The sequence below is a fragment of the Paenibacillus sp. J22FR21 genome (assembly GCF_056269135.1).
The window spans coordinates 753,402-775,861 of sequence record NZ_JBWDNJ010000003.1; the positions used below are offsets into that span (position 1 = coordinate 753,402).

Below are 22,460 nucleotides of genomic sequence, written 5' to 3' on the forward strand. Positions count from 1 at the left end.
GACTTGAGAATCGCGATTGTGGATGACCATCATGTGGTCCGCAAAGGCTTGATCGCCGTACTGGCGCAGGAAGAGGGAATCGAAATTATAGGAGAGGCTGAAACGGTCGAAGAGGCTGTGCAGCTCATAGAGACGACTGAGCCTGATCTGGCTATCGTCGATATTCGACTTGGCGACCAATGCGGCTTTGACGTGGTCGAACAGCTTCGAGAACATACCTGCCGTTTCATGATGCTTACTTCATCTGCGGCGGAAGCGGATATTCGCAGGGCAGAGGAGTGCGGAGCTGACGGATATGTACTTAAGGACTCTATGCCCGAGGAGCTGCTGCTCGCAATCAAGATGATTGATCGGGGAAGAAAATACTATGACCAGGGACTGATGGACGTTCTTATCCGTAAGGACCCGGACGATCCGCTGGAGAAGCTGACTCCGAAGGAACGCAATGTGCTGTCTTCACTTGGCGAGGGATTGTCCAACAGCGCTTTGGCGCAGAAGCTGATGATCAGCGAGTCCACGGTCAAGAAACATATCAGCAATATTTTCCAGAAACTACAAGTAAATGACCGCACTCAAGCTGCTCTTTATGCGCAGTCGCGGGGGGTGGCTGCATACGCAATGTCGGATGAGCTATCCGGAACTTCTTAAAAGAGTGGCGACCGCCGCTCTTTTTGTTCGTCTTAGGGGGCATATGGTACGAAAGTATAATGCGAGCGTGTCCATTGGAGGCGGCCCGGTGTACGACTTGCGATGAAACAAAATCATCCTGCCGTTCAATAGTCTTCAAGTGTAAAATCGCTATACAATTAAGGTGCACAGCGAAATGGCCTAACCGCGAATGGGAAGACTGATCCCCGGAAGTCAGATAGCAGCACATAAATATATCAGAATATTCAGACTAAAATAGTGTTCAATCGCTAACTAATGAACGCGGTATCGGAGGAACTAGCTTGGAATTACAACGATATTGGAACATTGTCAGAAAGAAGCTGTGGCTGATCGCTTTAATGGTCATTGTCAGCTGTACGCTTGTCGGCTACTACACGAACCACTTCGTGAAACCGCAGTACGAAGCTTCGACGAAGCTGATCGTCGGTCAGAGCAAAGATGCGGATCCGAACAAGTCAACCGTTGATGTCGCTTCCATCAACTCCAATATTTTGCTGATTAAGACCTATAAGGAAATCATCAGGACGCCGCGCGTCATGGAAAAGGTCGTAAAGGAGCATCCGGAGCTCGGCGCAACCGCAGGTGAGCTTGCTGCGAAAGTGAGTGTCAGCTCCATCAACGATACACAGGTGATGACCATTACCGTTCGAGATACTTCCTCTGAGCGAGCGGCCAATATTGCCAATGCCATGTCGGAGGTCTTCCGGCAAGAAATTCGGACGCTTATGCATCTGGACAATATCGCGGTACTGAACTTGGCTGATCCATCGGAGCACCGGGGGCAAGTTTCGCCTAATCCTACGATGAACATCATGGTCACATTCATACTGGTCTTGATGGCCGGCGTGGTAGCCGCCTTTATTCTGGATCAGCTGGATAACACGGTTAAGACGGAGGAAGATGTTCAGGAACAATACGGAATTCCCGTGCTTGCGGAAATTCCGAGATTCAAAGGAAGCAATAAGGCCGCAGGCGGCCATAATGCTCAGATGAAGCAGTTGTCAGGGAGGAAGAACAATGTCTCGCTTGATGCATAGAAGTCGTAGTCTCGTTACCGAGAGTAACCCGAAGTCGGCCGTCTCCGAAATTTATCGCAGCTTGAGGACGAAAATCACCTTCTCGAACCGGGACACCGCTTTGAAAACCGTCATGATTACATCGGCGCTGCCCGGCGAAGGCAAGAGCACGACAGCAGCCAACGTTGCGGTAGCCTACGCTCAAGCGAATAAGAGAGTGCTGCTCATTGACGCAGATCTGCGGACGCCCGTTCAGCATCACATATTCGAGCTTAACAATGACCGTTATGGGTTAAGCACGGCATTAGCCGATCGCAGTGAGCTTGATGCCGTAATTCAGCAAACAAGGGTAGAGAATCTCTATGTGGTTAGTGCAGGACCGGAACCGAATGGTCCGTCCGAGCTGCTGGAATCGCCGGAGATGACAGCACTGCTAGAGCAGGCAAAGGAGCGCTTCGATATCGTTATTATCGATACGCCACCGGTGATGACGGTTACGGATGCACTGATCGTAGCCAACAAGACGGATGGTGTCGTCCTTGTTGTGAAACCGGGAAAAGTGAAGAACGATATAGCGGCCAAAGCTATGGCTGCGCTGGAGTATGGTCAGGCAACGGTCATCGGAGCTGTTCTCAACCGGGCAGGCCGGTAGCAACTCATATCTAACATCTAATATCTAACATCTCGGCCGATTTAAGGAAATGTCTCCTGCTCCTCTATCACCGGAGGCACTCGGTTATGCTGTGGGTCAAGCGGCCTTAGACGTTTATCGTCAGGGGTATGACGTGAGGAAGGGTTCAATGCCCTACTCTATTTCTAGATTCGTTACTTCTTATCTAGAAATACGAGCTATGTTTTACTCATTGGCGAGAAAACATAGCTCGTGTTTTTAGAACACGACATAGATACAGAAATAAATTGGATAGGGTGAGATCAATGAAAAAAGTGAGAAAAGCAATTATCCCTGCGGCTGGACTCGGTACTAGGTTTCTACCCGCAACCAAAGCAATGCCCAAAGAAATGCTTCCCATTGTCGACAAGCCGACAATCCAGTACATCGTGGAGGAAGCGATCGCATCCGGTATTGAAGACATCATCGTCGTCACGGGCAAAGGAAAACGTGCAATTGAGGATCACTTCGATATCGCCTTTGAACTTGAGCATACGCTCCAGGAGAAAGGGAAACACGATATCCTTCGCAAGGTACAGCAGTCTTCTAACGTAGAGCTTCACTATATCCGGCAGAAAGAGGCAAAAGGTCTCGGTCATGCCGTATGGTGCGCGCGTAATTTCATTGGCGACGAGCCGTTCGCCGTACTGCTTGGCGATGATATCGTCAAAGCGGATGTTCCTTGCACCAGACAGCTCATCGAGCAATATGAGCGGACTGGAAAATCAGTTATTGGTGTTCAAGCCGTAGGCGCTCACCAAACCCATCGTTATGGAATCGTAGATCCGGTTCTAAGAGACGGACGACTTTGCACGGTTAATCGTTTCGTAGAGAAGCCGGCATTTGGACAAGCACCATCGAACCTCGCGATTATGGGCCGTTATATTCTAACGCCTGATATTTTCGATTATCTGGGCCGACATGAGACGGGAGCAGGCGGGGAAATTCAGTTGACTGATGCGATTCAGAAGCTGAATGAGGATTCAGGCGTATACGCCTATGATTTCGAGGGAGTTCGCTACGATGTTGGCGAGAAGCTCGGATTCATTATGACAACGATCGATTTCGCACTCGGAAACAGCGAGCTGCGCTACCAATTAATAGAAGAGCTCGAGGAAATTCTCGAGCGGGAAAGAGCGAGTGTATCTCATGAATCGACAATTTGATCAGGAAGCTGTCATGAAGGTGTCGGAACATCGGGCTCTGCTAAATTACAATAATTTGATTTTCTATACGTTAGTCAAACGCATGATCGATATCACCTGTGCGCTGATCGGGTTAATTATTCTGCTGCCGCTGTTCTTACTCATTATCCTCCTGATAAAGCTGGAGGATCCAAGAGGTTCAGCCTTCTTCTATCAAACGAGAATTGGCAAGGATGAGAAGCCCTTTAAGATGTACAAGTTCCGTTCCATGGTTTCAAATGCGGAAGAGAAGCTGAAGGAACTGCTGGATCAGAATGAGATTCAAGGCGCGATGTTCAAGATGAAGGATGATCCGCGCATTACGAGGGTCGGTAAATTCATTCGCAAAACAAGCATCGATGAGCTTCCTCAGCTGGTTAATGTGCTTAAAGGGAATATGTCGCTCGTCGGCCCCAGGCCGCCGTTGCCGAGGGAAGTTGCAGAATATTCGGAGTACGACAAGCTCAGGCTGACGGTCACATCGGGCTGTACGGGATTATGGCAGGTCAGCGGACGTAATGAGCTGAGCTTCGAAGAAATGGTGAAGCTGGACTTGGAGTATATCCAGAAGAGAAGCGTAACGGGCGATTTGAAGATCATTTTCAGAACCTTCAAGCTTCTGCTTGGTGCCAAGGATGCTTTTTGATAGGGGGTAGGGACTGCACATGAAAACCATCATGTTTATTACGAACCGGTTTCCCTTCCCGAATACGGATGGACGGAAAAATATGCTTTTGCAATATATACGGCAAATGAAGGAGATTCATCCGGACAGTGAGATTGTAAATTTGTCCTTCGTGGATGATGACCGGTATCTCAAGCATCGGCCGGATGAAATTGACCGCTTGGTCACGCTCGAGCTACCTGGTTTGTTTGAGAAGCTTTACAATGTCGCGGTATATTCCTTGCTGCTAAGAAGATGGCCGCTTCAGGTATCCGTCTATTACAGCCGGAAGACACATCGGAAGATCAAAGAAATCGTGCAATCGGAGAAACCGGAGCTCATCCTGTACGACATGGTACGAGTTGCGGAATATGTATCCGAGGAACAAGGCAGACAGGTTCTGAGCTACGATGATCTGTTATCGCTGCGCTATCGGCGGCAGCTGGAATGGTTTCACTACATTCCCTCTGCACTTGGAGGGTTTGCGGACAAATTGCCAGGCAAGCTGAAGCGCATGGCGGATGTGAAGTTTATTCAGAAATGGCTGATTGATCTGGAGAGCCGGCTGCTCGCCAAGTACGAGAAGCGGGTTGCGGCACATTTTCACCATCTCATCTTCACCTCGCCAACCGAAGCGGAAAGCTTCCAGAAGGTTACTCGCCACGAATCCTGCTACGGCATTCCGATGAAATTCGAAGCGATTGGGCAGCGGGGCAGCGGACCGCGCCGATATGACCGGAACAAGCTGGTGTTCGTCGGGAAGATGGATATCCCGCATAACAGCTCTGCCGTTGTCTATTTCTGCGAACGAATATGGCCCCAGATCAAGCGGAAGGCACCGGAGGCTACCTTCACGATTGTCGGGAAGAGTCCAACCGCCGAAGTGCTGCAGCTGCAGGAAACCTATCCGGGCGTCATCGTAACCGGAGAAGTCGACGACGTGAAGCAGATCGTAAGCAAGTGTGCGCTCATGATCGCTCCGCTGCTGTTCGGGACAGGCATCAAAACGAAAATCGTCGAAGCCATGTCCTGGGGCGTCCCGGTCGTGACCAATCAGATCGGCGTTGAAGGGATCAGCGCGAATCACAGCGAGGACTTGTTTATCTGCGATTCGGACGACGAAATGGTTCAGAACGTACTGCTTCTACTCAACAACCCAGAGATTAACGATAAAGTATCGCGCAATTCGGTACGCTATGTCGCAGGTCATTTCAGCAGCTCCGCCACGCGCAAACCTATGGAGCTGATCTTATCATAGCTCCGCTTGCGTCAAGAGCAGGTGCATACATGGTTCTTCGAAATCTTATTATCATGCTGTTTCTCTTTTCCTTGGCAGTTCTAACTTATGATAGCTTGCCTTACTTTCATTTCTCGGTCTATCGTCCGGTTGCCATGTTTCCGATGTTCGCAGCATCGTTTCTACTGTTGTTTTGCAATTTCCGGTTCAGGGCCGGAGACCTCTTCTTTCTTGCATTCGTTATCTACAGCATCGGGCATTCATTGGTGGCCTCCATCGGCTATGAGGATGCAGGCAGCAGTTTCAAGCATGTCATTACATTGCTGTTTGGCCTATCGATGTACCGGGTGTCTGTCTATATCGCCGAAGAAACGAAAACAGATCCTGCCTTGAAGGGAAGGATCGCCAAGAGCCTGTTAATCGGGTTTATCCCGCCGGTAGCTATTGGGTTCATTCAGCTCGTGGATGCGCTTGTTCTTCACAGCGGGTTCTCCTTGCCTCTAACCGGGTTGTTCTCGGAGAAGGTATATCGCGGACGGATTCAAATGTTGTCCGGTGAGCCTTCGTGGGGAGCCATTCATATGCTGAGCGGCGGCATTCTCATGTTTTACCTGTTCAAACAAGGCTTTCGCAAGCATTTGATGCTGCTGATCGGCACGGCGGTACTGCTGGTATTATCCTTCTCGGCATATGCCTATAGCGTATTGCTTACCGCGCTGCTCATCTATGTGCTGATTACGAACAGGAACCGCGGGAAAATGCTGCTTGTGCTTGCGGCATGCGTGCTTGTCGTTGGGTTAGGGGTTCCGTTCTTGTTAGAAGCTTTCCACGTCAGCGGTTACTTTACAGACCGATTCCAGTTTGACTTCAGCTCGCTGATTAAGACCGACAATTCCTTCTTTATCAGGGTCGTTTTTCCGGCTATCGGTTTCTTGGAGTTCGCGCACCATCCGCTCTTCGGTGTTGGGGGAGGCTTCTATTACAGGGATTTCGCGGAACTGCTGCTGAAGCATTTCAATGATGGATTGGTTTTCGACGAGGTTCATGATCTCGTCTTCGACACTCCTGAGATGGCAACGTCACGGAATCTGCTGTCCAAAGTGTTCGCAGAGGAAGGGTTGATCGGTGCCGCGCTGTTCTTCGGCTTTATGATCTCCGCTTTAAGGAGCGCAGGTTCGAGCCCATACGCTAAATTCGCTTTCGCATTGTGCGTTTCGCTCGTCATGAACTTCGATTCCTATTCCTTTGTGAACTTTTGGCTGTTGATCGGGTTCATCCGAGGCGGTTTTTTTAATGAACAGCCGACTGCTTTGGCAGTAGGAAGAGTGATGCAGCGCATGAAGGGAATGAAACGAATTGCATGAGAATTTTAATTGTAAATAGTCTGTACACGCCGTACATCATTGGCGGCGCGGAAATATCGACTCAAATCTTAGCGGAATCATTGGTCTCCGCCGCAGAGGTTCATGTCTTAACGGTTGGCGGGCAGAAGCGAAGTAGCGGTGTTCAGCGAGAAGTAATTAACGGCGTCACCGTGCATCGTCTGCCCTACAACAATCTGTACTGGATTGGTGAGCCGCAGGGACGCGGAACGCTGATGAAAGCAGCACGCAGAATGATTGATCTGTACAATCCGGTGCAAATCAAGACGTTCCGCAGCCTGCTGAAATCGATCAAACCGGATCTTGTGCATACCCAGAATTTATCCGGGTTTGGCTCGGCGGTATGGTCGGCTTGCGCAGAGGAAGGGGTGCCGGTAGCGCATACGCTTCGAGATTATTCGCTCCTCTCTCCGGTCAGCTCGCCGATCAAGAATCAGGCGTTAGCGCGTGTCTATCATTCGACCTCGCTTGGCTACAGCAAGCAGGTATCAGCGGTTGTCGGAATCTCATCGCACATTCTGAATCGTCATACGGATGCGGGATTGTTTCCTAATGCGGCGAAGCTGGTCATTCCGAACGCTGTGGACGGTGCAATCGAAGGCAGGCCGAAAGACTTTCACCGCGAGCCGCTGCGAATCGGTTACTTCGGCAGAATCGAAGCCGAGAAAGGCGTGCGCGAGCTTATCGACGCCGTCCGATTCCTACCCCGTAAGATGGTGGAGCAAGTGATGATTTGCGGTGATGGCGGCCTTAAGCAGCAGCTTCAGGAGTTATGCAGCTCCGATGATCGCTTCGTGTTCACCGGTAAAGTTGCACCGGAAGAGGCCCGCAGTCATATGGGACGCGTCGATGTTACGTTTGTGCCTTCCATCTGGGAGGAGCCTTTCGGACGGGTGATCATCGAGTCGTACCAAGTCGGGACACCGGTCTACGCCTCGGCAGTCGGCGGGATTCCGGACGCGGTCTGGAATCCGAGTGAATTCCTCTTTGCTCCGGGGAGTTCGGACGCCATCCAAGCCAAAATTATCGCGTTCCATTCCTTCGGGAGCGACGAGAGAAGAAGGATCGGGGAGCAATGTCTGAAGCATTGCCGAAACTTTACGACCCAATCCCTATTGGACAAGCACCTCAATCTCTATGAGCAAATTCAATATGGCCAGCATGAATACGCTCTGGCCGGGGTAAACGGGAGATGAGCGCCATGAGCAAGTCCACCGTTTACATGTGGCCCAAAGCGAGCCCGGATAATAAATACAGCGAGCTGCTAACCAAATCGATTGAGCAGGCAGGACTGCATGTCGAGCATTATGACCAACAAGCGGTTCTGAAGCCGCGCGGCGGGGATATCGTCCACATGCATTGGCCGAGTAATTCCTATCAGCATGCATCGGGATTGGCCATGACCGTCGTAAAGTCGCTGTTCTTCGCTCTACTGCTGCTCTATTACAGATTAAGAGGCGTTCGCTTATTTTGGACGGTTCACAATATTTGGCCGCATTCAGGCAGAACTCGCTGGGACTATATCATGCGCAAGTACATCCTGACCGTGTGCCATCGGGGTTTTGTCCTGAGCGAATCGGTTAAGCAGGAGGTTTCCGGCGTGTTTGGGATATCGCCCAAGAAACTGGTAGTTACGCCACACGGCCATTATGTAGGTGCCTACCCGGGTACAGGAACAGATATCCGCCAGAAATTCGGTATCGCGCCGGATCGGTTTCTCTTCTTGTTCGTGGGACGGATCAATCCGTACAAAGGGGTGGATCGACTCGTGGAGGCGTTCGCGTCACTCCAGCATGCGCAATGCAGTTTGCTAATCGCAGGAAGGGTCGATAAAGGGTACAGCCTGGATTTCATCGACGCCTATAACAGCAATGGAGACATCAGTGTTTATCCGCATTTTGTAGGTGATGATGAACTCGCAGACTACTTGCAAGCGGCCGATCGAGTCGTTCTGCCGTATAACCAAATCACGACATCCGGGAGCGCGATTCTTGCTTTATCCCATCATAAGCCGGTTATAGCGCCGAATCTGGGTGCTCTCGGTGAGTATGTAACAGGCGAATGCGGCATCCTGTACGACCCGGATGATCCAAGCGGCCTCAGTCATGCGCTTCGCAGGTCCATGGACATGGATATGAAGCAAACGGAGAAACAAATAGAGGCCAAGCTGCGAGAGCTCGATTGGAGCCGAATAGCCGGCAAAATGATCCCTATTTATAGCGGTACAAAGCTGCATGAGGTGAAAGCATGAAAGCAACGATAGCGATTTGTACACATAATCGGGCAGCAGATGTGAAGGAAGCGCTGCTCAGCCTGCTGCAGCAAAGCTACAAACAACCTTTCGAGGTTATCGTAATTGACAATCGATCCACCGATCATACCAAACAAACGGTACTGGACTTCCGGAACATGGTCGATATCCAGGTTCGCTACGTGTACGAGGAACGACTTGGTTTATCCGTCGCTCGGAATCGTGCGATTCGCGAGGCGAAAGGCGAGATCATCCTCTTCCTGGATGACGATGCCAAGGCGTCGAAGGACTGGATCGCCGGCATCGTCGATTTATTCGACGGGAATCCGCGAATCGGCTGCGTAGGCGGGAGAATCGATCCCGCTTGGGAAGGAACTCCGCCAAGGTGGCTGTCCCGAGATAACCATTCCCTGTACAGCATCTTGGATTATTCGAATGACATTGTGGAAATGAAGGAGCCGGCGATCCCGTTCGGAGCCAATGTTGCTTTCCGCATGTCGGTGTTCGAATCGATGAATGCGTTTCGCGAGGATCTCGGCAGAGTAGGAAGCAATTTGCTCTCCAGTGAGGAGGCTGAGCTGATTGCGCGTATCCGTACTCGGTATGCGGTCTACTACACGCCTCATGCCTCCGTGCTGCACAAGATTCCGCGAAGCCGGATCAGCCGCAAATGGCTGCTGCGACGCATTTATTGGCAAGGCGTCAGCAGCGCGGTGTCCTCGAAGCAGAAGACGGGGATATTCATGAAGTCGCTCGTGAAGCTGCCGATCTTTCTCGTGCTGACGATCTTGTTCCTGTTCGATAAACGGCGAATATTCCGCAATATCAGCAAGATTATTTATAACAACGGACTGATCAGCGGCGTGCTGCGAAGCTATCAACCGAAGCGAATATAACCTTTGAGGATGTTTTGAATCATGAATCAAATGGCTGTTACAAGAGCGGGAGCAGGCCGCAGCGTATTCCGAACCATCCTGCATACCAGCGTCGCCAATCTGCTCATTATGGTGCTAAGCACGGTGACCTCCATCGTGACTGCACGAATGTTCGGCGTCGAGGGGAAGGGGATGTTCTCGGCCATTCTGTTCTGGCCGACCTTGCTGGCAGGGCTTGTCTCGTTCGGGCTTCCGACTTCCCTGATCTACAACATGAAGATGCATGCAGGGAAAGCAGCCGAGTACATCCGAGCGGGATTCATGTTTCAACTGCCTGTCAGTCTGATCGTCGGTACGGTTAGCTGGATCTATTTGCCCGTCTGGCTTGGAAACTATCCGGATGATGTCATTCGGACGGCGCAGTGGTACACCGTCTTGACGCTGCCGATTCTGCTTGCAGTTAATCTGCTCTCGGCGCTTACGCAAAGCATGGATAAATTCGTGCTGTATAACGGATTGCGGTTATATGTTCCGCTCAGCAATTTGCTCGGTCTGCTGGTACTGTGGGCGGTCGGCAAGCTATCGCTGCACAGTGCGGCATTCGTTTTCTTCGGGACGAGCCTGATGGTCATCTTCTGGGCGCTGCACCGGCTGCGGCATGAATTGTCGTTCAACTGGCTGCGACGATTCTCGGACCGTAACGTGCTCGGGACGCTGTTTGGCTACGGCGGTCGCGTGTTCGGCGTAGAGCTGCTTGGCACGCTGTATTCGCAGTGCGACAAGCTGATCATTCTATCGCTGTTAACGCCGAGAGATTTCGGACTTTATACGGTTGTTTATACCTTATCCCGCGTGTTTAACGTCGTGCAGACAGCCATTTCGAATGTCATCTTTCCGAAGGTGACTGGGCTTAGCCAGGACAAGATCATAGCAGCCGTCAGCAGAGCGTTCCGGTTGTCCTTTCTGCTCATGACCATCGCGGTTATTCCGGGGATGCTCATCGGTCATTATTTGCTGGGTCTTCTGTATGGAGAGCAATTTCTGGAAGCCGGAACCGCCTTCTACCTGCTGTCCCTCGAATGCATCATCGGTGGAGGCTCGTGGATTCTCGCTTCTTCCTTCAATGCAATGGGGCGTCCCGGTTTGGTAGCGATGCGACAAGCGATCGCGCTGGCCATTACAGTAGGGCTGTTCTTCATCCTTACACCGCTATATGGCTTGAACGGTATCGCGATTGCCTTGCTGCTCGGCGCGGTCATCCGCATTCTGATTACGATTGCAGCTATGAGAATCGTGTTCAAGGTGCGCATCCTCGGCATCCTGTATGACAGAAACGATCTACGCTTTCTATTCGAGCACATCACGCGAAGAATGCAAACCTAGGAAGGCGGCAACACCGCAATGAACATACGCAACAGAAGCATCAAGGATTACTTCAAATTCGGTTATCGCGTATTGCTCGGCGTCCTGTTTCGCAGACATGTCGATCAATGCGGGAAGCTGCTGCGGGTTGGCGGAAGCATGACGGTGTCGAAGGCCAAACGAGCCAAACTCTTCATTGGCAATTACGTCATCCTGCACAAGCATACCGGGTTTTACTTGGATTCCAACGAGGCTGTTATCGAGATCGGCGACCATACCTTCATTAATCGAAGATCCGAAATCAGATGCAAGAAGCAGGTGAAAATCGGCAGTCACTGCGCCATCTCATGGGATGTCACCATTATGGATACGGATTACCACTGTATCGAGGGTAGTGTAGCGACCAAGCCGACAATCATCGGCGATCATGTCTGGATCGGCAATAAGGCGGTTATTTTGAAAGGGGTCACGATCGGGCAAGGCGCCGTTGTGGCTGCGGGGGCAGTCGTGTCGAGAGACGTGCCGGCCCACACGCTTGTCGCAGGCGTCCCGGCCAAGCCAATAAAGCGAAACGTCAAGTGGAACAAGTGACGGAGCGATATAGAGCTTGTTCAAACCATTCACTTTTTGAACAAGCTCGCAGAGAGATAGAGAGAGAAGACAAAGGAGACGGATTGATGGAAAGCGTACAGTTTGCTCATCCGATGGATGCGCTCAAGGACAAGCTTCGGCAGATTTTGCAGGTGATTCCGCCACATTCCAAGATCTATTACATCGACTATCCGGTTCATGGCAATGGCGGAGATTTATTGATCATGAAAGGAACCGAAGCGTTCTTCAAAGATAATCATATTCGGGTCCAGGCAAGGTACAGCGTGCTTGATTTCCCGAGCGGCGTGAAAATTCCGCAGGATCATATTATCGTGCTGCACGGCGGCGGGAACTTCGGTGACCTGTATCCGGCTCATCAGAAGCTGCGCGAGCAAATCGTGTCCGACTATCCCGACCATCGAGTGGTCATGCTGCCGCAGACGATTTTCTACAAGAACGAAGCTGAGTTTGATAAGACGGCAAGGATCTTTAACAAGCATAAGGATGTGCATCTCTACGTTCGCGACACCTACTCGCAGGAGATGGCTACCGTCAAATTCACGACCTGCCATGTCTATCTGTCACCGGATATGGCGCATCAATTATGGCCGATTCGGAGCCATACGAGCCCGGATAAGGACCTGCTTTGTTTCCTTCGCATTGACATCGAGAAGACGGCAGAGCAGGAGCGGCTTGAAGCTTCAGGCCAAGGCGACTATCTGGATTGGGCGACGCTGTTCAGCGGATTTGAGCATAAATCGATTCGCGCGATTTTCAAAATGTCGGCAGCCAGCAACGGGAAGCTGCCAGTAAGCATGATCTGGGGCAAATACACCGACTATCTGGTGAACAAAGCCGTTAACCGGTTCAGCAAATACAAGAACGTGCAGACCTCAAGGCTGCATGGACATATTCTGTCTTGTCTCATGGATAAGCCGAATGTTCTGCTGGATAATTCCTACGGAAAGAATTCCAGCTACTATCGCACGTGGACGAATGGGATCAAGTCGGCGAAACTATTGTCGCAACAGAGCGGTACCGCGGATCGAGTTTAATAGCAGAGAGAGTTTGACTCCGTCAAACTCCCTATTACCAATAGCAGAGAGAGTTTGACTCACGTCAAACTCCCTATCATAGGAGGGACTATCATGAAAGTCGTATTGCTTTCGGGAGGATCGGGGAAACGGCTGTGGCCGTTGTCGAATGACGCTCGGTCGAAACAGTTTTTGAAAATCTTGAAAAAAGACGATGACCGTTTGGAGTCCATGATACAACGCGTCTGGGGACAAATCGGTGAAGCCGATTTGAGAGACCACACTTATGTTACGACGAGCAAACCTCAGGTTGAGATGATTCACAGCCAGCTGGGAAATGAAATTAACCTGATCGTCGAGCCAGAGCGAAGGGACACGTTCCCAGCCATCGCGCTTGCAGCCACCTATCTCTACTCGGTCGAAGGTGTGAGTCTGGATGAAGCGATTGTAGTCATGCCCGTTGACCCCTTCGTAGAAATCGGCTTCTTCCAGAAGCTGAAGGAGCTGGAGCATGCGCTTGCCAGCTCCGAAGCCGACTTAGCGCTGATGGGAGTGAAACCGACTTATCCATCAGAGAAATACGGGTATATCATTCCGAAGCAAAGCGGCGACGCCGCTCGCTCGTTCATGGATGTGCAAAGCTTCCGCGAGAAACCTAGCGAAGAAGAAGCCGAGGAAATGATCAAACAGGATGCGCTATGGAATTGCGGCGTATTCGCATTCAAATTGGATCTGATCATTAACATCCTGATCGTGAACGGGCTGCCGATTCAGTACGATGAAATGTTGAAGCAGTACAGCAAGCTGCCGAAGATCAGCTTTGACTATAAAGTGGTGGAGAAAGCGAATCGAATTGCTGCCATCCAATATGACGGGTACTGGAAGGATCTTGGCACCTGGAACACGCTGACGGAGGAGATTGAGACCTCTCTGATCGGCAAAGGCATCATTACGTCAGATTCGATCAATACGCATGTCATTAACGAGCTGGAAGTGCCGATTACGCTGCTCGGCTTGTCCGATGTCATTGTTGCGGCAAGCCCGGACGGCATTCTTGTCGCAGACAAAGCTTCAAGTCCGCGAATCAAGGATGTGATGAAGCATTCGGAGCAGCGCCCGATGTATGAAGAGCGGCGCTGGGGCCGCTACAGAGTACTGGATTACGTAACCTATCCGGATGGCCGGGAAGTGCTGACGAAACGGATCTTTATTTCCGAGGGAAGCAATCTGAGCTACCAATACCATAGTTTACGAGACGAGGTATGGACGGTGGTTGCCGGACATGGGGAGATGGTACTTAACGACCGGAGGTTCTCGATTAAGACCGGGGACGTGCTCATGATTCCGAAGGAGAACAGACATAGCTTGCGTGCACAAGCGGATATCGAAATCATCGAAATCCAAACCGGCTCGCAGCTGATTGAAGAGGACATCGTACGACTTGAACATGATTGGAACGAAATTATGCAGCTCTGCACGAAATAACGAAGCGAATGCTTACGAAAACTGCTGCGTTTTCTCCGAAAATTCGAAGGAGTTGTTGACTATGAACATCACGGTTATCGGTGCTGGATATGTAGGGCTTGTATCGGGAGTTTGTTACGCGGAGCTTGGCAACCAAGTCATCTGCGTAGACAAGGATCTAGCCAAGCTCGATATTTTGCGAAGTGGAGCCATTCCTATATATGAACCGAGTTTGCAAGAGCTTTCGCTTAAGAATATGGCTGCCGGAAAGCTGAGCTACACGTCCGATCTGCATCGCGCGGTTCAGCTGTCGGATATTGTAATCATCGCGGTCGGGACGCCTTCCATGGCAAACGGCGAGGCGGATTTGTCTTACATCGATCAGGCCGCTGACGAAATTGCAGCAGCGATGAACGGCTATAAGATCATCGCCGTGAAAAGTACGGTTCCTGTCGGAACGAACGAACGCGTACGTGATCGGATCCGTAAGCTGACCAGTGAACGGTTCGACAGCATTTCGCTGCCGGAGTTTCTGAGAGAAGGTTCGGCCGTCCAGGATACGCTTCATCCGGATCGGATCGTCATTGGCGCCGACTGTCAAAGTGCGGCAGACACCATCGCTAAGCTGCATGCGCCGCTGACGGATCAAATCGTGATCACGGACATTCGCAGCAGCGAGATGCTGAAATATGCTTCCAATGCTTTTCTCGCTACGAAGATATCTTTCATTAACGAGATTGCGAACATCTGCGAGAAGGTTGGCGCAGACGTCACTCAGGTAGCCCAAGGCATGGGATACGACAACCGGATCGGTCATTCGTTCCTGAAAGCTGGCATTGGCTATGGAGGCTCCTGTTTTCCCAAGGATACGCGGGCACTTATCCAAATTGCCGGTCATGTCGACTACGAATTTAAATTGCTTCGTGCGGTAGTTGAGGTGAATCAGGATCAGCGGTTCAAAATGATCAGGAAGCTCGAAATGATATTTGACGGCAACCTGCAGGGCAAGACGATCGCTGTCTGGGGACTTTCCTTTAAACCGAATACCGACGACGTGAGGGAATCACCTGCACTCGAGATTGTCCAGCATCTGGTAAACAGCGGGGCTGCGGTGAAGGTTTATGATCCCATCGCGATTCCGAACTTCCGCCGCATGTATGGCGAGAACGGTGTCGTTTGGTGTGATGGCGCATTGGAGGCGGCAGCGGATGCAGATGCGCTCTGTCTGCTGACGGAATGGGATGAATTCATTCATGTGGATCTGAATCAACTGCAAAACGTGCTGCGTAAGCCTATTCTGATTGACGGACGCAATGTGTTCAAAGAGGAAGATTTGGCAGGAATGGCGTTTATCTACTATTCCATCGGCCGCCCGAGCTTGAATCAAGGCGTCAAGGAGGAAGTGCTGGCATTACATTACTAAAGGATGATGAGGGCCTTTATTGTGAGAAAAAATGCTTCAATGCTGTTGTTGTACGGACTGCTCGGCTGCTTGATTCCGTTAACCGCTACGGGGGATGCCGCTCCGCTTTCATACTTTGAGATTGAGATTGATCATCTTCGAGATTGGGAGCAGGTGTACAAGCATTCGGATACGCTCTTTCTGACGAAGACTCCGGGCGAAACCTCGGATTCGACCCGTGCGAAACGCGGCGGCTACTCCGGCGAGAACATCGTGTACAAGGCGGAAGGTTACCTCCGGTCCTTCGCGGTGTATACGTATTATCAGCCGAACGGGAGCAAGTCCTATGACCATCCGTCCTTTTACATCTCGAAGGATGGCGTGACGTATAACAAAGTCATTCCGGACATTCATGAAGAAGACGGCGAGTCGGTTAACATGGTGTACGAGTCGAGGCGGTTTCCGGCAGGTACGAAGTTTCTCAAAATCGTCTACCAAGGCAGCAGCATCGTCAGATCGCCCGCCATCGGGAAGGTCGTACTTAACGGCCCATCCACAGCGGATACCAGCGTGCCTTCGGGGACAGTGCCTTACGGCCGCATGGTCATGCTGAACCAAGGCGAGGAAGGTGAAACCATCTATTACACGACAGATGGCAGCGACCCCAGAACCTCGCTTACCCGCATGCACTATAGATCGCCAATTGCAGTTATCAATAATTTATTGCTTCAAATAACGGCTGTCGGTCATTCCAGTACGGGCCACTCGGCGGCAACCGGTGTATCGACTTATCGGTATGTGCCTGCGCCTCAATTGACGCCGCCTAGCGGGTTGATTGATCCGCTTGATAATTTCAAACTGCTCGCCAATCGTACCAATCTGTATGTGGCCAATAACGAACCCGGCTACTTCGATAACGACAAAGGCCGGCTCGCGCGTACGACAAGTGCCCCTGGCAGCATGGTGTACCATACGCCTTACGATATCAATTCGGTTTCAATCTACAGCAGCTTCTTCTCGGGAAATCCGATTGAGGAGCATCGCTTGTTGGTCTCGTCGGACGGCAAACAATACACGCAAATTCCCGTGTCGATTACCCCTGTCGGCTATCCGACCGGAAATTGGCAGCAATATGCGTATGAAGCTTCCGGACTCCCCGAGCATTCGAGGTATTTGAAGATTGTACTGCTTGGTTCGAAAGCCTGGTCGCCTCAAGTTTCGAAGGTCGTCATTAATCAGAATACGGCTTCCGTGAAGCTGGCCACCTCCCGAAGCGCGACATTGGTCAAGACCGAATTGACTTCGACTACCAAAGGGGCACGCATTTATTATCGGTTAAACAAAGGGCCGGATTTCGTGTATTATTCCAAGCCGCTCCAGCTCCAAGGGTATAACGTGCTGGAAACGTATGCGGTGAAAGACGGCTTGCTGCCTAGTCCGATCCGCAAATTCACGGTGAATGCGAGCAATGAAATCCTTGTCGATCGGTTCGGTCAGATGGAGGCTGCGAATTTCACGGGGAAGGTAACCAGCGAGAAGGAGTTGGCATCGGATGCGGCGGCGGATGCTGCTTATTATGACAGCCTGAAAGCTCCGGGAGGTCGTGACTCCTACGGCGGGCTGGCCGGCAGTGCGAAGAAATACAATTTGGCTGCCAAGGGTTACTTCGCGATCCAGCGGATGGGTGAACGCAAAGTGATGACGACGCCTGATGGGAACCTATATTTCAGCCTAGCCGTGAATGGTGTTACAGCCAATGAAACCTACACTCGGATCGCCGGGAGGGAGAAGAAGTTCGAATCCGTTCTCCCGAATCAAGGGGTCAACAAAAACGCTTATATCGGCAAGGATAACTATTCATTCTATGTGGCGAATGTTTTCCGAAAGAAAGGCGTGTTTCCGACCGAGCATGCGATCTACCAGGAGGCGGTATCTCGGCTTCCCAAATGGGGCTTTAACGGTGTAGGCAATTATTCGACCGAGAAATACGGCGAGGACGGCAAGCTTCCTTACGTGCGTATGCTGCCGCTTAATGGGATGGCATGGGCTAAGATCAATGGACTCTCGTTATTCGATATCTTTGCTCCGAATGCCGCAGAGCAGATCGATAAAGCATTCAAGAATGCGCTCACGCCAAACAAAAATGATAAGAATTTAATCGGTTATTTTATCGATAATGAATACGACTTTCACAAATTTTATACGAATGTGCCAAAGCTCAAAGCGAGCTCGGCTGCCATGAAAGGGAAATTGGTGCAGAGGCTGAAGGATAAGTATCAAACCATCAGCTCCTTCAACGCCAATTGGAAGACGACATTCAAATCCTTCGACGAGATGAAGGAGGCGGAACTGCCTGTTTCAACCTCCCAATCATGGCGCGATATGGAAGCCTTCTTCGACTATTATCTGGATACGTTCTTCGGAACCGTGTCACGTGCCTATCGGAAATACGATCCGAACCATCTCCTTCTGGGAGACCGATGGATTACGACAACGTTCCATAACGAGAAAATCAGCAGCGCGCTCGCCAAAGCGGAAGGCAAATACGTGGATGTCATCAGCATCAACTATTACACCTACAAGCTCGAACCCGATTTGTTGCAGAAAGTTTACGACCTCTCAGGCGGCAAACCGATTCTGTTCAGCGAATTCGGTTATGGAACAAGCGAGCAGGGGTTAGCGCCTCTCCTGCCAAATTCGGCAGTGAACCAATTCCAGCGGGGAATGCGCTATCGCAATTACGTGGAAGGCGCAGTCACGCTACCTTATGTAGTCGGTGCACATGTATTCAATTACGTGGATCAAGCCGGACTTGGGAGATATTGGCAGGGCGAAGGAGGCGAGCATTACAACTCCGGCCTAATCAATGTTGCGGATCGCCCCTATAAGGACTATCTGAAGGCGATCATGGATACGAACTATGACATCTATAAGGTCATGCTCGGGGAGCGCGCGAAATTTTATTATGATTTCAATAAAGCATAAGCTTGCGGATGACTTCGCAATTCTTGCCTTGAAGGAGGTACACCTTGGTCGATTCGAGCGGCAACAACCTTGTTTTTCTACTCTGTACGCCGAGGAGCGGAAGCTCTCTGGCCACGGTTATGCTCCAAAATCACAGTAAAATGTTCGCTGCCCAGGAAATGTGGTTCTTGATGAGCTTATATGATCTGCAGTCGCCTCAGCGTCGCGCCTATGGCGGGACGGGCATCCTGAATCAATTCTATAACGGCGTTCTGCCTGAACACAGCTTCGAGCAGGCTTGCCGAGCATTCGCTCTCCAGGTATACAACGGCTTAATGCAAAGCAGTGCCGGCGCGGAGATGGTAATCGACAAATCGCCTCGGTATTATTATCTGCTGGAGTTTCTGGATGCACTGTTTCCGCAGTCTCGGCGGATTTGGCTCATCCGCAATCCTTTCGCGGTTCTCTCTTCCCATAAGAAGGTGAACGGTCAGCGTGGAACAAGCTTTAATATGAGGGAAGACATGAGGAATGGGAACTTCGATATGAAGATCGCTGACCTGACGATCGGATTGTTCCGTTATTTCCGCTATTTTGCTCAAACTAATCCCTTCACGCACCGGCTGTCCTACGAGAAACTGGTAACTAGCCCGAGAGAAGAGATGATTGAGGTTTGCCGCTTCCTGGGCGTTGCTTATGAAGAGGGGCTGGAGCAGTATGGGAACTTTAGAAATACGGCCAAGTCTGATTTGTACTTCAGCATGGGGGTAGGGGATCCGTTTGTCGCGAATCATTCGGAGGCGAATCAGGATTCCATCGCCATCTGGAAAGAGGTGCTGGACAAGCACGAGATCGAGATGTACGGCCGCGTGCTTGGGGCTCAAATCTTCCATGATCTGGGGTACAGCGAGGAGCTGGGCGAAGCGGAGAAGCTGACAGGTGTACGCTTCGAGCTTGAACCGGATTCGGAGTTGCTGGCCTTGTACACCAAGCATCTGACGGATGCGACGGGCTGTAGATGGGAAGCGGGTTATGAGATGCGAACCGAACCCAGTGCATCAGGGAGCTTGGTTATTCCGGACCAACACAATGACGAGAGATGGCTGCATCCGGAGGAGCTTCAGCTGCAGATGACGGTGCGCATGCTGGAGAAACGGTTGGAGAACAGTGCCAAAGAGCGCAGACAATTGAAATTGCAGCTGGACACCATGAGGCGAAAAGCCAATCGGTTGAAAATGCTGATTCCCTTCGGCAATCGCTTGTCCCAGCTTGCTTCGACCTACTTCAACAACAGCAGGCTGAACAAATGAGCGCCATTGTCGGTATTTATCAGTTTAATGGGCATCCGATCAACAACAGGGACAGCAGCGGAATGATGGAAGCCATGGAGCGATACGATGCCGATGATGTTCAAACGTGGACGAACGGTGCGGTATTCCTCGGCTGCCGAGCTAAGTGGATTACCCCGGAGTCGGTAGGGGAGCGGTTGCCCTATTATGACGCGGAGAGGAAGCTCGCTATTTCGGCCGATGCCATCATTGATAACCGCCGGGAATTGTTGGAGCTGCTGCAGGTTTATCCGGCTCATCGCAGCAAGATAACGGACAGCGAGCTTATTCTGCTGGCCTATCGGAAATGGGGGCGGAAGGCTCCGGAATATCTAATCGGCGACTTCGCTTTCGTGATCTGGGACATGGGGAAGCGGGAACTGTTCGGTGCTAGAGATTTGCTTGGACACCGCTCTCTCTATTATGTTCACGGTCGCGACCGGTTTGCCTTCGGTACGACGATTGCTCCGTTATTCGCTTTACCGGAAGTTGTCAAAGAGCTTCATGAGCCTTGGCTCGCAGAGTTTATGGCAATCCCGGAAATGTTCGAGTCTACCGATGTCACTTCTACGCCTTACCGCAATATTCAGCAGCTGCCGCCGGCCCATACGATTACGGTATCGGATGGACGTGTTTCGCTCTCTGGGTATGGCTCATTGGAACCGAGTTCGATGCTTCGGCTCACATCCAGTCATGAGTATGAAGAAGCATTCCGTGAGGTATTCGACGAAGCGGTGAGGTCAAGGCTGCGCACGCATCGTCAAGTAGCGGCAACGTTAAGCGGCGGTCTGGACTCCGGTTCTGTCGCAAGCTTCGCAGCACTTGCGCTGCGTGAGGAAGGGAAGTCGTTGTATGCGTACAGCTACATTCCAACCCGCGATTTCACCGATTGGACGCCGAGAAGCACAGAAGCGGACGAAAGCCGGTTCATCGAAGCCACGGTTCGCCATGTTGGCAATATTTCGCACCAAGCTATGGATTTCGAAGGCATCAGCCCATTCTCCGAAATCGACGAATGGCTGGATATACTCGAGATGCCTTACAAGTTCTTCGAGAATTCCTATTGGTTGAAAGGGATCCATGAGCGAGCCGGCGGACAAGGTGCAGGTGTTCTGCTCACCGGAGCAAGAGGGAACTTTACCGTTTCGTGGGGACCCGCTCTCTATTATTACGCGACGCTGCTAAGAAAGCTGAAATGGCTGCAATTCATGCGGGAGCTTCGGCTGTACAGCGTTAATAAAGGGATTAGCAGATCACGTTTACTATCCGTGATCGGCAAGCAGGCGTTTCCGATTCTGGATAAAGGTCCGCAGCAAGGCGGTAAGTCCGATATTCCGACGATGCTGATCCATCCCGATTTTGCCAGACGAACGGATGTGTTCGCCAAGCTACAGGAGAATCGTATTGGTGTGAATGGCTCTACGATCATCGATCCGCTGGAGCTGCGCAAGGAGAAGATGCAAAGCCTAGCCGTTGGCAACAAGAACGGCGCATCGGCAACGAAATTGTCCTTGCGTTACGGTGCATGGGAACGCGATCCAACCTGCGATCCCAGAGTCGTTCGCTTCTGCTTCTCGGTCCCGGTTGAACAGTATGTCCGGGATGGCTTGGATCGTGCGCTGATTAGAAGGGCGACGAAGAACTATTTGCCCGATGAGGTAAGGCTGAATCAGCGCATTCGCGGCATCCAGGGAGCGGATTGGGTTCACCGCATCATGCCTTCCTGGAAGCCGTTGACCGATGAACTTAGACAGCTCTGCTCAGACCCTATCGCGACCGGGTACCTTCACGTCGATCGAATCCGCAATGCGGTGTCTCGGCTTGGCGAATCCCCGCGTCCGGAACATGCTTTCGATCCGGAAATGAGAATGCTCATGCGCAGCCTGATCATCTACCGGTTCCTAAAACGATTTTAGATGAAGCAACTAAAAGTTGCGAAGGGGAGAAAGGGAATGTGCCGGAGAGTTTACGTGCCGGCTTTGATAGTGTGTTGTTACCTCCTAGTCTAATCCTAGAGAACACACAATCAACAGCGGCCGAAGGCACATCCCTGATCCCTGCAGCTCTACCTTTTAGATAGCTATAAAACTCGTTAACTCCTTTGAAAGGGGGTGAAAAACCATGACGAACAAAAAAGAATGGCAAGTACCGACTGTTGAAATGCTTGACGTAAGCGAAACGATGTATGGAAAAGGTATGACGAATATTGACTTCGTAACAACGGACGATATGGACATCTATAACCCGAGCTAGGTTCGGGTCAACGCCCTTATACAATCCGCGTACCGGATTGTATAAGGGATTTCTTATTATTGCCCTGAAAGGAGTGGTTGATCTGATATCTGCCAGTGAACACACGATATATAA

General features: G+C 51.1%; 19 protein-coding genes. All 19 read left to right on the plus strand.

Annotated elements, in window-relative coordinates; all coding sequences use genetic code 11:
- The first annotated feature begins 3 nt into the window (after positions 1–3).
- The 19 genes from AC0YNS_RS13965 to AC0YNS_RS14055 all read left to right on the plus strand — a co-directional run bounded on the left by AC0YNS_RS13965 (position 4) and on the right by AC0YNS_RS14055 (position 22,346).
- The gene (locus tag AC0YNS_RS13965) at positions 4–648 is read left to right on the plus strand and encodes a response regulator (protein WP_475781596.1); all 645 of its coding nucleotides are present in this window, start codon (positions 4–6) and stop codon (positions 646–648) included.
- Between the two features lie 302 nt (positions 649–950).
- The gene (locus tag AC0YNS_RS13970) at positions 951–1,706 is read left to right on the plus strand and encodes a YveK family protein (RefSeq protein WP_475781597.1); all 756 of its coding nucleotides are present in this window, start codon (positions 951–953) and stop codon (positions 1,704–1,706) included.
- The gene (locus AC0YNS_RS13975) at positions 1,687–2,337 is read left to right on the plus strand and encodes a CpsD/CapB family tyrosine-protein kinase (RefSeq protein ID WP_475781598.1); all 651 of its coding nucleotides are present in this window, start codon (positions 1,687–1,689) and stop codon (positions 2,335–2,337) included. Before AC0YNS_RS13970 ends, AC0YNS_RS13975 begins: the two co-directional genes overlap by 20 nt.
- A 284-nt stretch (positions 2,338–2,621) precedes the next feature.
- On the plus strand, positions 2,622–3,521 hold the full coding sequence (galU, locus tag AC0YNS_RS13980; RefSeq protein WP_475781599.1) for a UTP--glucose-1-phosphate uridylyltransferase GalU: 900 nt from the start codon (positions 2,622–2,624) through the stop codon (positions 3,519–3,521).
- Between the two features lie 13 nt (positions 3,522–3,534).
- Entirely contained in the window at positions 3,535–4,185 is a 651-nt protein-coding gene (locus tag AC0YNS_RS13985; protein WP_475781881.1) for a sugar transferase, read from the plus strand.
- 19 nt (positions 4,186–4,204) lie between these two features.
- Positions 4,205–5,461 (plus strand): glycosyltransferase family 4 protein, encoded by a 1,257-nt coding sequence (locus tag AC0YNS_RS13990; RefSeq protein ID WP_475781600.1) that lies wholly within the window; start codon positions 4,205–4,207, stop codon positions 5,459–5,461.
- 29 nt (positions 5,462–5,490) lie between these two features.
- The gene (locus AC0YNS_RS13995) at positions 5,491–6,804 is read left to right on the plus strand and encodes an O-antigen ligase family protein (RefSeq protein ID WP_475781601.1); all 1,314 of its coding nucleotides are present in this window, start codon (positions 5,491–5,493) and stop codon (positions 6,802–6,804) included.
- Positions 6,801–8,018: a glycosyltransferase family 4 protein gene (locus AC0YNS_RS14000; RefSeq protein WP_475781602.1), complete on the plus strand. Its 1,218-nt coding sequence runs from the start codon at positions 6,801–6,803 to the stop codon at positions 8,016–8,018. Before AC0YNS_RS13995 ends, AC0YNS_RS14000 begins: the two co-directional genes overlap by 4 nt.
- Before the next feature lie 5 nt (positions 8,019–8,023).
- Entirely contained in the window at positions 8,024–9,073 is a 1,050-nt protein-coding gene (locus AC0YNS_RS14005) for a glycosyltransferase (RefSeq protein WP_475781603.1), read from the plus strand.
- Positions 9,070–9,969: a glycosyltransferase gene (locus AC0YNS_RS14010; protein ID WP_475781604.1), complete on the plus strand. Its 900-nt coding sequence runs from the start codon at positions 9,070–9,072 to the stop codon at positions 9,967–9,969. Before AC0YNS_RS14005 ends, AC0YNS_RS14010 begins: the two co-directional genes overlap by 4 nt.
- Before the next feature lie 21 nt (positions 9,970–9,990).
- Positions 9,991–11,331 carry a lipopolysaccharide biosynthesis protein gene (locus tag AC0YNS_RS14015; RefSeq protein ID WP_475781605.1) on the plus strand — a complete coding sequence of 447 codons (1,341 nt, stop codon included), beginning with the start codon at positions 9,991–9,993 and terminating at the stop codon, positions 11,329–11,331.
- 18 nt (positions 11,332–11,349) lie between these two features.
- Positions 11,350–11,901, plus strand: coding sequence for an acyltransferase (locus AC0YNS_RS14020; RefSeq protein WP_475781606.1), 552 nt, complete (start codon positions 11,350–11,352; stop codon positions 11,899–11,901).
- 86 nt (positions 11,902–11,987) lie between these two features.
- Complete coding sequence (locus AC0YNS_RS14025; RefSeq protein ID WP_475781607.1) at positions 11,988–12,956, plus strand: polysaccharide pyruvyl transferase family protein; 969 nt, start codon at positions 11,988–11,990, stop codon at positions 12,954–12,956.
- A 93-nt stretch (positions 12,957–13,049) separates the two neighbouring features.
- Positions 13,050–14,420, plus strand: coding sequence for a sugar phosphate nucleotidyltransferase (locus tag AC0YNS_RS14030; protein WP_475781608.1), 1,371 nt, complete (start codon positions 13,050–13,052; stop codon positions 14,418–14,420).
- Between the two features lie 61 nt (positions 14,421–14,481).
- On the plus strand, positions 14,482–15,822 hold the full coding sequence (locus tag AC0YNS_RS14035) for a UDP-glucose dehydrogenase family protein (RefSeq protein WP_475781609.1): 1,341 nt from the start codon (positions 14,482–14,484) through the stop codon (positions 15,820–15,822).
- Positions 15,823–15,843: 21 nt separating this feature from the next.
- On the plus strand, positions 15,844–18,786 hold the full coding sequence (locus AC0YNS_RS14040) for a chitobiase/beta-hexosaminidase C-terminal domain-containing protein (RefSeq protein WP_475781610.1): 2,943 nt from the start codon (positions 15,844–15,846) through the stop codon (positions 18,784–18,786).
- A 44-nt stretch (positions 18,787–18,830) separates the two neighbouring features.
- Complete coding sequence (locus AC0YNS_RS14045) at positions 18,831–20,075, plus strand: sulfotransferase family protein (RefSeq protein WP_475781611.1); 1,245 nt, start codon at positions 18,831–18,833, stop codon at positions 20,073–20,075.
- Positions 20,072–22,009: an asparagine synthase-related protein gene (locus AC0YNS_RS14050; protein WP_475781612.1), complete on the plus strand. Its 1,938-nt coding sequence runs from the start codon at positions 20,072–20,074 to the stop codon at positions 22,007–22,009. The genes AC0YNS_RS14045 and AC0YNS_RS14050 overlap by 4 nt, the downstream gene beginning before the upstream one ends.
- Positions 22,010–22,214: 205 nt before the next feature.
- On the plus strand, positions 22,215–22,346 hold the full coding sequence (locus tag AC0YNS_RS14055) for a paeninodin family lasso peptide (protein ID WP_143111553.1): 132 nt from the start codon (positions 22,215–22,217) through the stop codon (positions 22,344–22,346).
- Positions 22,347–22,460: the final 114 nt, after the last annotated feature.

Excerpts from the sequence above, each read along its gene's own strand:
- AC0YNS_RS13975 (WP_475781598.1), top strand. The coding sequence starts at position 1,687 with ATGTCTCGCTTGATGCATAGAAGTCGTAGTCTCGTTACCGAGAGTAAC.
- galU (WP_475781599.1), top strand. The coding sequence starts at position 2,622 with ATGAAAAAAGTGAGAAAAGCAATTATCCCTGCGGCTGGACTCGGTACT.
- AC0YNS_RS13985 (WP_475781881.1), top strand. The coding sequence starts at position 3,535 with ATGAAGGTGTCGGAACATCGGGCTCTGCTAAATTACAATAATTTGATT.
- AC0YNS_RS13990 (WP_475781600.1), top strand. The coding sequence starts at position 4,205 with ATGAAAACCATCATGTTTATTACGAACCGGTTTCCCTTCCCGAATACG.
- AC0YNS_RS13995 (WP_475781601.1), top strand. The coding sequence starts at position 5,491 with ATGGTTCTTCGAAATCTTATTATCATGCTGTTTCTCTTTTCCTTGGCA.
- AC0YNS_RS14000 (WP_475781602.1), top strand. The coding sequence starts at position 6,801 with ATGAGAATTTTAATTGTAAATAGTCTGTACACGCCGTACATCATTGGC.
- AC0YNS_RS14005 (WP_475781603.1), top strand. The coding sequence starts at position 8,024 with ATGAGCAAGTCCACCGTTTACATGTGGCCCAAAGCGAGCCCGGATAAT.
- AC0YNS_RS14010 (WP_475781604.1), top strand. The coding sequence starts at position 9,070 with ATGAAAGCAACGATAGCGATTTGTACACATAATCGGGCAGCAGATGTG.
- AC0YNS_RS14015 (WP_475781605.1), top strand. The coding sequence starts at position 9,991 with ATGAATCAAATGGCTGTTACAAGAGCGGGAGCAGGCCGCAGCGTATTC.
- AC0YNS_RS14020 (WP_475781606.1), top strand. The coding sequence starts at position 11,350 with ATGAACATACGCAACAGAAGCATCAAGGATTACTTCAAATTCGGTTAT.
- AC0YNS_RS14025 (WP_475781607.1), top strand. The coding sequence starts at position 11,988 with ATGGAAAGCGTACAGTTTGCTCATCCGATGGATGCGCTCAAGGACAAG.
- AC0YNS_RS14030 (WP_475781608.1), top strand. The coding sequence starts at position 13,050 with ATGAAAGTCGTATTGCTTTCGGGAGGATCGGGGAAACGGCTGTGGCCG.
- AC0YNS_RS14035 (WP_475781609.1), top strand. The coding sequence starts at position 14,482 with ATGAACATCACGGTTATCGGTGCTGGATATGTAGGGCTTGTATCGGGA.
- AC0YNS_RS14050 (WP_475781612.1), top strand. The coding sequence starts at position 20,072 with ATGAGCGCCATTGTCGGTATTTATCAGTTTAATGGGCATCCGATCAAC.
- AC0YNS_RS14055 (WP_143111553.1), top strand. The coding sequence starts at position 22,215 with ATGACGAACAAAAAAGAATGGCAAGTACCGACTGTTGAAATGCTTGAC.